6 protein-coding genes and 2 pseudogenes are annotated in these 7,738 nt (G+C 66.1%); all 8 read left to right on the forward strand.

Going from position 1 to position 7,738, the window contains the following annotated elements; all coding sequences use genetic code 11:
- Positions 1–319 (forward strand): annotated as a pseudogene (locus tag ACERZO_RS50170) (ATP-binding protein); the annotation flags it as partial.
- 309 nt (positions 320–628) lie between these two features.
- A pseudogene (locus tag ACERZO_RS50175) lies at positions 629–742 on the forward strand (hypothetical protein); the annotation flags it as partial.
- A 27-nt stretch (positions 743–769) separates the two neighbouring features.
- Positions 770–1,684, forward strand: coding sequence for a VMAP-C domain-containing protein (locus tag ACERZO_RS50180; protein ID WP_372673145.1), 915 nt, complete (start codon positions 770–772; stop codon positions 1,682–1,684).
- Complete coding sequence (locus tag ACERZO_RS50185; RefSeq protein WP_372673140.1) at positions 1,681–2,718, forward strand: AAA family ATPase; 1,038 nt, start codon at positions 1,681–1,683, stop codon at positions 2,716–2,718. The genes ACERZO_RS50180 and ACERZO_RS50185 overlap by 4 nt, the downstream gene beginning before the upstream one ends.
- Positions 2,715–3,986, forward strand: coding sequence for an SAV_2336 N-terminal domain-related protein (locus ACERZO_RS50190; protein WP_372673141.1), 1,272 nt, complete (start codon positions 2,715–2,717; stop codon positions 3,984–3,986). Before ACERZO_RS50185 ends, ACERZO_RS50190 begins: the two co-directional genes overlap by 4 nt.
- Before the next feature lie 11 nt (positions 3,987–3,997).
- On the forward strand, positions 3,998–4,189 hold the full coding sequence (locus ACERZO_RS50195) for a hypothetical protein (RefSeq protein ID WP_372673142.1): 192 nt from the start codon (positions 3,998–4,000) through the stop codon (positions 4,187–4,189).
- A 202-nt stretch (positions 4,190–4,391) separates the two neighbouring features.
- Complete coding sequence (gene fxsT / locus ACERZO_RS50200; RefSeq protein WP_372673143.1) at positions 4,392–5,855, forward strand: FxSxx-COOH system tetratricopeptide repeat protein; 1,464 nt, start codon at positions 4,392–4,394, stop codon at positions 5,853–5,855.
- Positions 5,856–5,859: 4 nt separating this feature from the next.
- Positions 5,860–6,903, forward strand: a complete 1,044-nt coding sequence (locus tag ACERZO_RS50205) for a toll/interleukin-1 receptor domain-containing protein (RefSeq protein WP_372673144.1) — start codon at positions 5,860–5,862, stop codon at positions 6,901–6,903.
- Positions 6,904–7,738: the final 835 nt, after the last annotated feature.

Raw genomic sequence — 7,738 nt, forward strand, 5'->3', positions numbered from 1 at the left:
AGGCCGGCCGGTGCACGCCGAGGAGATGTCCTGGCTGATGCACCGGTCCTGCTCGCTGGGCCTGCCCGCGCCGCGGAACATGCCCGCAGTGCCCGGCGCGGCCTGGGAGCCCGAGGACCTGGCCAGCTTCACCGACGCCGCCGACTACTACGCCGACCCGTACGCGCCGACGGTCACCGTCCGCGGCCGCACCGGCTCCAACGCGGGCGTCTCGCGGCACCTGGCCATCCTGACCGTCGGGCAGATGCACGGCCTGCAGATCCCCGAGGTCGACGACCCGTGGATCCAGCACGCCGACCGCCTGCCCGCCGCGGTCGAACCGCGAGTACTTGACCAGTTGTAGCGGCACACAGGCCGTCTCGAGCGGAACGTCGAGCCACGCCAGCTCATCTTTGGCGATCGCGCAGCCGACGTCGAGCACATCCGCGTCGGCTTCTCGAACCCGCACCCGGACCCGGACCCGGACCCGGACCCGCCGGGCGGTCATGGACACGACCCAGACCTGAAGGCCCAGCGTTGATGCCGCTCCAGCCATGGCCCGCACGAACGCCATGACCGCGCTGGCGATCCTGCTGACGTTGGCCGCGGCGTGGCACTCGCTCAAGCGCCGGAACGCCCGGGCGCCGGCATGGTCGACACCATCGACACCCTGAACTCGGGCCCGGACGGCCTGCCCAAGAGCCTGCTCTTCGTCGAGCGCGTCGCCGCCCGGCTGCGGTTCGACCTGGCGGCGGAAATCCGCGAATGGGTCGAAGAGAAGACCGAACGGATGAATCTGACCGCGGAGATGAGCGCCTTCCGCGATCGAACCAAGGGCATCGCCCGACCGGCCGAATCCCACACATCCCGGTCCGAGGCCTATCTCGTCTTCCTGTTGCAGCCCGAGGGGCCGACCGGTGATCGTTACCGGTTGTCCCACTGGCGCCAGCTCGACGTTTCCGACGGGTGGTTCCCGGAACGCGGTCAGGACTACATCGGCGGCTTCGAAAAGATCAAGTACAAAGTCGCGGTGCTGGCCGAGCAGGTCGAAGGCGAATGGGCGCCCTACGACCCCGACATCCGCCTCGACTTCGTGCTCAGCCGCGATCTGCTCCACCTGGACGTCGACCAGTGGCAGTGGGAAGCGGAAACCGCGGTGCCGGAACCGCTCGGCTGCCATTTCCCGCTCGGGGTGCGCAGCCTGGAGCGGATGAAGCTGCGGAAGTGGCACCGCGCGTGGTTCGTCCGCTGGAAGGAACTGAAGGCCCAGGCCGGCGACGGGGGTCCCATCGCGCTGGAGTCGGGCTTCTGGAGCATCGACGGCGAGACGCGGAACCTGCGGGAGCTGACCTCCCGCTTCGAGTCCCGGCCGGAGCTCGTGGCCTTCGTCCTGAGCGCGCCTCCGCACGCGTTCAGTGCGGAAGGCGACGAGATCACGGTCGGCCTGCGCGCCGGTTTTCCCATCATGGTCTGGCACCGCGACGACTGCCGTTCGGAGGAATTTTCCCACACCGTGAAAGAACTACTGCACGCCGAGGACTCGCACCACCTGCTGGAGCGCCTGCGGCTCATCAGGCTGTCCGCCTTCGCCGAGGGACCGGAAGGGACGCAGGTCGGCAGCCGGCTCGCGCTGTTGTACGACGATCCGGAACGGATCGTCCTGCCGCAGCGCCCGGGAGCTCCGGAGGCGGTGCCGAGCGCATGACGGACACCGAATCGCCGAACCACGCCAGGGACTGGCGGGTCTACCGGGGCACGGGGCTTCCCGACGACGTTCCCGACGCGTTGCCGAGCCCGCCGCCCTGGCGGCAGTTCAACGGCGAAGGCACGGTCCGCTACCCGGAGGACGACGACGGCGACGGCGGCCGCCGGATCGGCAGGCTGCGCTCCCAGCCACGGGTTCCCGACCCGCGCGAGGTGGCCATGGTCAACGCCGCCATCTACCTGCGCCGCCCGCTGCTGGTCACCGGCCGCCCGGGAACGGGGAAATCGAGCCTGGCCTATTTGGTGGCGACCGAACTGGGGCTCGGTCCGGTGCTGAAATGGCCGATCACCAGCCGGACGAAACTCAAGGACGGCCTTTATCTCTACGACGCCATCGGCCGCGTGCAAGCGGCGGGCGCACACCTCAAAGAACGGTCGGACATCGGCGATTACATCCGTCTGGGGCCGCTCGGAACCGCATTGCTGCCGTTTGGGAAACCACGTGTGCTGCTCATCGACGAACTGGACAAAAGCGACATTGACCTGCCGAACGACCTGCTCAACGTGTTCGAGGACGGCGAGTACGAAATCGACGAGCTCGTCCGGATCGCCAAGCAACAACCGGAAGTCACGGTGCTCACCAATGACCGCGGCGGTTCGGCCGTGGTCAAGGACGGCCGGGTCCGGCCGCGTGCTTTTCCCATTGTCATCATCACGAGCAATGGCGAACGGGATTTCCCGCTTGCATTTCTGCGGAGGTGCTTGCGGCTGGAAGTGCGGCCGCCGACTTCGGAGCAGCTCGGGCAAATGGTGGCGGCCCAGTTCGGGGAAACCGACGGCGTGGACATCCCCGGACTCATCCGCGAGTTCCTCGAGCGCAGCGGGCGAGTCGGCGGTCTGGCCTCCGACCAGTTGCTGAACGCCGTGCACCTCGCGGCCGAGCTCGCGACGTCCGGTGCGTACCAGACCGACGACGAGTGGAGGGAACTTCCCGAGGCGATCTGGCACCCGTTGTCATCCCTGGAGGCGGAATGACCGCCGACGAGATTCCGTCGCCGGACGGGCGGCCATCCCTGGGACGCGACGATCTGACGTGGCGTGAAGTTCGCGACGCTCTGTGGCTGGCCCGGAAACTCGGTCCGGAATGGCTGGCCCAAGAGCCCGGCGCGCCGGCCGAGCCGGAGCCGCCGGAGCCGGCCGCCACCGCGAAACCGAACCCGCCCGACCCGGAATCCGTTCCGCCGCCGGCTGCGGAAGCGGACGAGGTCCCACCGCGCCGGGAACCGGAACCCGCCGAGCCCGATCGGCCGACTCCGCTGGGCCGGCAGGTTTTCGAGCCCGGCGAACCCGGTTTCCTGCGCGCTACCGGCGTGATCGCCGATGACGGTCAGGGATCCGCTCCGCTGCTCACGTCGATTTCTCCCGCGCTGCCGGACGCCCGAGGCGTCGCGCGGGCCCTGCGGCCGCTCATGCGCGCGTCGCCGTCGCCGTGGGCGACGGTCCTGGACGAGGAGGCCACCGCGATCCGAGCCGCCGACGACGGGATGTGGCTGCCGGTGTGGCAACCCGACCTGTGGCACAAGTTCGAACTGTCACTCGTGGTGGACACCGCTCCCTCGATGGAGCTCTGGCAGAGCACGGTCACCGAGTTCCGGAACCTGACCCGCAGGCAGGGAGCGTTCCGCGACGTGCGGGTGCACCTGATGGACAGCTCGGAGCCGTCGCCGGGAGAACCCGTGCTGCGCGCGGAAGGGCCGGGCGGAGCGCGGTACCGCGCCCGGGACCTCGCCGATCCCACCGGCCGCCGGCTCGTCCTGGTCCTGACGGACGCGATCGGCTCCACCTGGCACGACGGCGTGGCGCACGAGATGCTGGCCCGCTGGTCCGAGCAGATGCCGGTGGCGGTCGCGCACGTGCTGCCGCAACGCCTGTGGACGTGGGGCGGCCTTTCGCCGAGCCGGCTCCGCCTGTCCGCGACCGCGCCCCGGGGTGCCGAACCGGCGGCTGCGGGTCCGGCCCCGCGAGCCGGTCGCCGGCGACGCACCGGCCGCCGCCAAGGGCGCGGTGGCCGTGCCCGTCCTGAACCTGTCCCAGGCGTGACTGGGCCAAGCTGGTCTCGACGGCGACCACGATCGAGACGACCGCGGTCCTCGCGCACCGAGACCACCGCAAGCGGCTGGCCGCCGGCCCGCCCGCCGAGCCGCCGGAAGAGCTCTCGCCGCGATCCCGGGTGCTCCGCTTCCGCACGTACGCGTCCGCGCAGGCGTTCCAGCTCGCCGGCCTGCTCGCCGCGGCACCGCTGAACCTGCCGTTGATGAGGCTGGTGCAACGCGTGCTGCTCCCGGGCTCGGGACTGCCGGCGCTGGCGGAGGTCCTCCTCGGGGATCTGCTCCAGCGCGTTTCCCCGAACAGCGGCTCGCACGATCCGTCGGAAGTGACGTTCGAATTCCGCGACGGAGTCCGCGCGGAACTCCTTTCGGGTGAAGGTCTGACCTCAGAGAACTAGGAGTCCCCGGAGAACGCACCCGTACCTGCACGTTCAAGAGGCGGTCTTCCGCGCTTTGTCCGGAAGATACGCCCGGCGGGCCAAGAAACTACGGGCGGAGCTCGCGCCTCGGAACGGTGATGTGGTGGGCAGCGCCCCCGCCGGATCCTCTAATGTGAGGCGTGACACCGCTTCTGTATCAATTCAGAGCGAGGATCCGAACTTGACCACGATCGACACCGTCGAGCCCGCGGGTGCCACCATCCCTTCCGGAGGAGACGACGCCGTGACCACACCCGCATCGACCGCCACGGGCCCGAGTTCGCCGACGTCGCCCCGGACTCGGCCACAGATCTGGGGTACGGTCCCGCTGCGCAACCCCGACTTCGTCGGCCGGGAGGAACTGCTGGAGCAGCTCCGCAACCGGCTGATCCAGGCGGGTGGAGCCACCGCGGTCCTCCCCGAGGCCCTGCACGGCATGGGTGGCATCGGCAAGTCGCAGACCGTGGTCGAATACATCTACCGGCACGCCAACGAATACGACGTGATCTGGTGGATACCGGCCGAGCAGCCGTCGCAGATCTCGAGCAGCCTGGTCGAACTGGCCAAACGCCTCGGCCTGCAGGTACCGGGTACGGCGGACACGGCGGTCCCCGGAGTGCTTGAGGCATTGCGGCGAGGTGAACCGTATTCACGCTGGCTGCTGGTGTTCGACAACGCCGACCGGCCGGACGTGGTGAGCCCGTTCTTTCCGAGGACTTCAGGTGACAGCGGGCATATCGTCGTCACTTCCCGGAACTCGCAATGGTCCAGTGTCGCGCGCAAAGTGGAGGTCGACCTCTTCACTCGGCAAGAAAGCAAAGAGCTGCTCCGCAAAGCCGGCGGGGAAATCACCGATGAAGACGCGGACGTGCCGGCGGAAGCGCTGGGCGACCTGCCGCTGGCGGTCGAGCAGGCGGCGGCCTGGCGGGCGCAGACCGGCATGCCGGTGGCCGAATACCTGCAGCTGCTGGACCAGAACCTCGCCGAGCTGACGACGGAGTTCGAATCCCCCGACTACCAGCGTTCGGTGGCCGCGGCCTGGAACGTCCCGCTGGCGAAGCTCCGGGCGTCGCACCCGGCCGCGCTGCAGCTGCTCCAGGTGTGCGCCTTCTTCGGACCCGAGCCGATTTCACGCAACCTCTTCACAGCGGTGCGGAACGCGCCGGTGCCCGACGCTCTCGGCGAGGCGCTCAGCCAGCCGATCAAGCTCAACCTCGCGATCCGGGAGATCAGCCGGTACAGCCTGGCGAGGCTCGATCACCGGAGCAACACCGTCCAGTTGCACCGGTTGGTGCAGACGGTGCTGAAGAACCAGCTGACCGAAGGCGAACGCGACGAGATGCGGCACGCGGTGCACGTGCTGCTGGTGCACGGCGTCCCCGCCCTTTCTCAGCGTTGCCAACACGGTTCGCCAGGACATGCGGTCGCTGGCCGATTCGACCGCGAACTGGAAATGGGCCACGACATCCTCGAACGGTCCAAGCGCGTCCTCGGCAAAGACGACCGGGCGACGCCGGCCGCAGGCAACAATCTCCCCGGCACGCTGCGTCTGGTCGGCAGGTTCTTCGACGTACGCGATCAGAGCAACGACGACTGGACACCATTCCACAATATTTGCCTCGCTCAGCCACAGAAAGAAGAATAAGCCCGTGCAGTCGCGACCAATCAACGTCTTTGTCGGGTACGCTCGCGAAGACGCTCGTCACTTAGAAACTTTCTGCACGTACACCGCAGGCCTTAAGCGCGACAATGTCCACTTCTTTGACGATCGGGCCATCCCTGCCGGACAAAACTGGAAAGAGATCCTCCTCGAGAAACTCAATAATGCAGATATAACAGTTTTTCTAATCACACCCAATTTTATTCGTTCGACATTTTGCATGGACCATGAGCTAGCGGTCGCGCTAGGTCGACAGACGGCAGGAAAATGCAAAGTAATACCACTGCATGTCTCCCCCTTCGACCTCAGTGAAAACTCGCCACTAAAGAACGTCGAGTTGATCCCCAGCGGCAAGCCAATCGTCACTCGCCATAGTGCAGCAAAGCAACTAACGTGGGCCGAAGTTGCTAAAGTGGTGCGCCAGACAGTCGAATCGCTACGAGTTACAGAAATCACAGCCTCTTCGAGCACCGAGAATTCTCCGCACCGGAGAACGCCTCACAATCGGCAGATCACCTTATTTTCGCTCGTAGCCGCCCTTGTCTTGCTCGCGGCGACGGCATCGTCATGGAAGAGGGATTCTCCGTCGGACGACTCGAAGGCCTCCGCCGCCACACCAAGCGCGTCCACAGAAGGCAATGACATCACGCAAGGTAACACCCCCTCTGCACCATCACAGAATTCTTGCATAGCGAACACTACATGCCGATATCTTCGACTGAGCCCAGGGCAAGGTTTCAACCTCGACAACTGGCGAACCGAAGGCGATCCAACGGTCACCCTCCTGGCGGATGGCGGCTTGGGAGTGGCCGGCACAGCCAAGATTGCGCGTTCAGTAGAGCCATCCCGACTCCCGGCAAATCCTCTACCATGCCGCAACAGCGTAGTTTGGGCCAGATCGATACCGCGAATGGATTATAATGAAGCAGCGTGCGTAGAAACTCCCAACAGGAGGTATTATCTCCTCATACATTTGCAACCAGCAACCGGCCAACCGTACGAGAAGTTTTTGGCATCCGGATTCCCGAAATAGCCGCGGTCAAAGACTGGTTCCGACATCGCACAGCAGGAGGTAAATGACTCCGAGAGTAAAGGGAAGTCTTTTACATCGACGCCAGCGTAACAGTGAAGAGCGCGTTCTGCGCACCGACGCACACGCCTCCTTATTGCATTTGCCCGTCCGAGAATTCTGACCTGCCCTCGCCAGCGCAGCGCTCACAACATCACAAATCATCCGACGAGGTGATGTCCGTACTGCATAGCGTGCCTCGCGCTGGTCGAGACCAAGCTTGGCCGCGAGCGCCTCTTCGGCATTCTCGTCGACGAGCAGCAGCAGGCGAGACCCATCTGTGTGGTCAGATCGCGCTCGCCTGAAAAGGAGACGACCGGTGCTCCACACCATGGCATCATCGCGGCGTCGTTCACGCCTCGGCTCGCGGGCCTCGGGCGAGATGACGTCCCGCTCGCCGGGCGCCGGGCCACTACTCTACACATTGGCGACAATCTGGTGATTGTCGTCGAGACCTCCGGCGACCGCCACGACGTACGGCCACCGCTCCCGCATGGGTCTCGAGGACGGCACCTCGTCCGCGGCATAACCAACTCTTCACCGCCAACCTGTCAGTGACGCTTTTGACCTCGTAGATCTCGACCGTGGCTGAGCCCCACTTGGAACGTGTTGCGTTGAGTCTCAGGTCACCGGGCCGACTCGCCATGGCCGAGAGCGAGTAAGAGCAGATCAGCGACGCTTAGCTGCGAGCGGACAACCCAGCCGACGACGGACAACAGCCGACGCGAATACCGTCAGCGAGCGACAGCCGTGCCAGTACAGGTCGCCGGTAGGAGGCCACTACCGCGCTGGGCTTGAC

Origin of the sequence: Amycolatopsis kentuckyensis, assembly GCF_041679295.1 — a bacterium.
Taxonomy (GTDB): domain Bacteria; phylum Actinomycetota; class Actinomycetes; order Mycobacteriales; family Pseudonocardiaceae; genus Amycolatopsis; species Amycolatopsis kentuckyensis_A.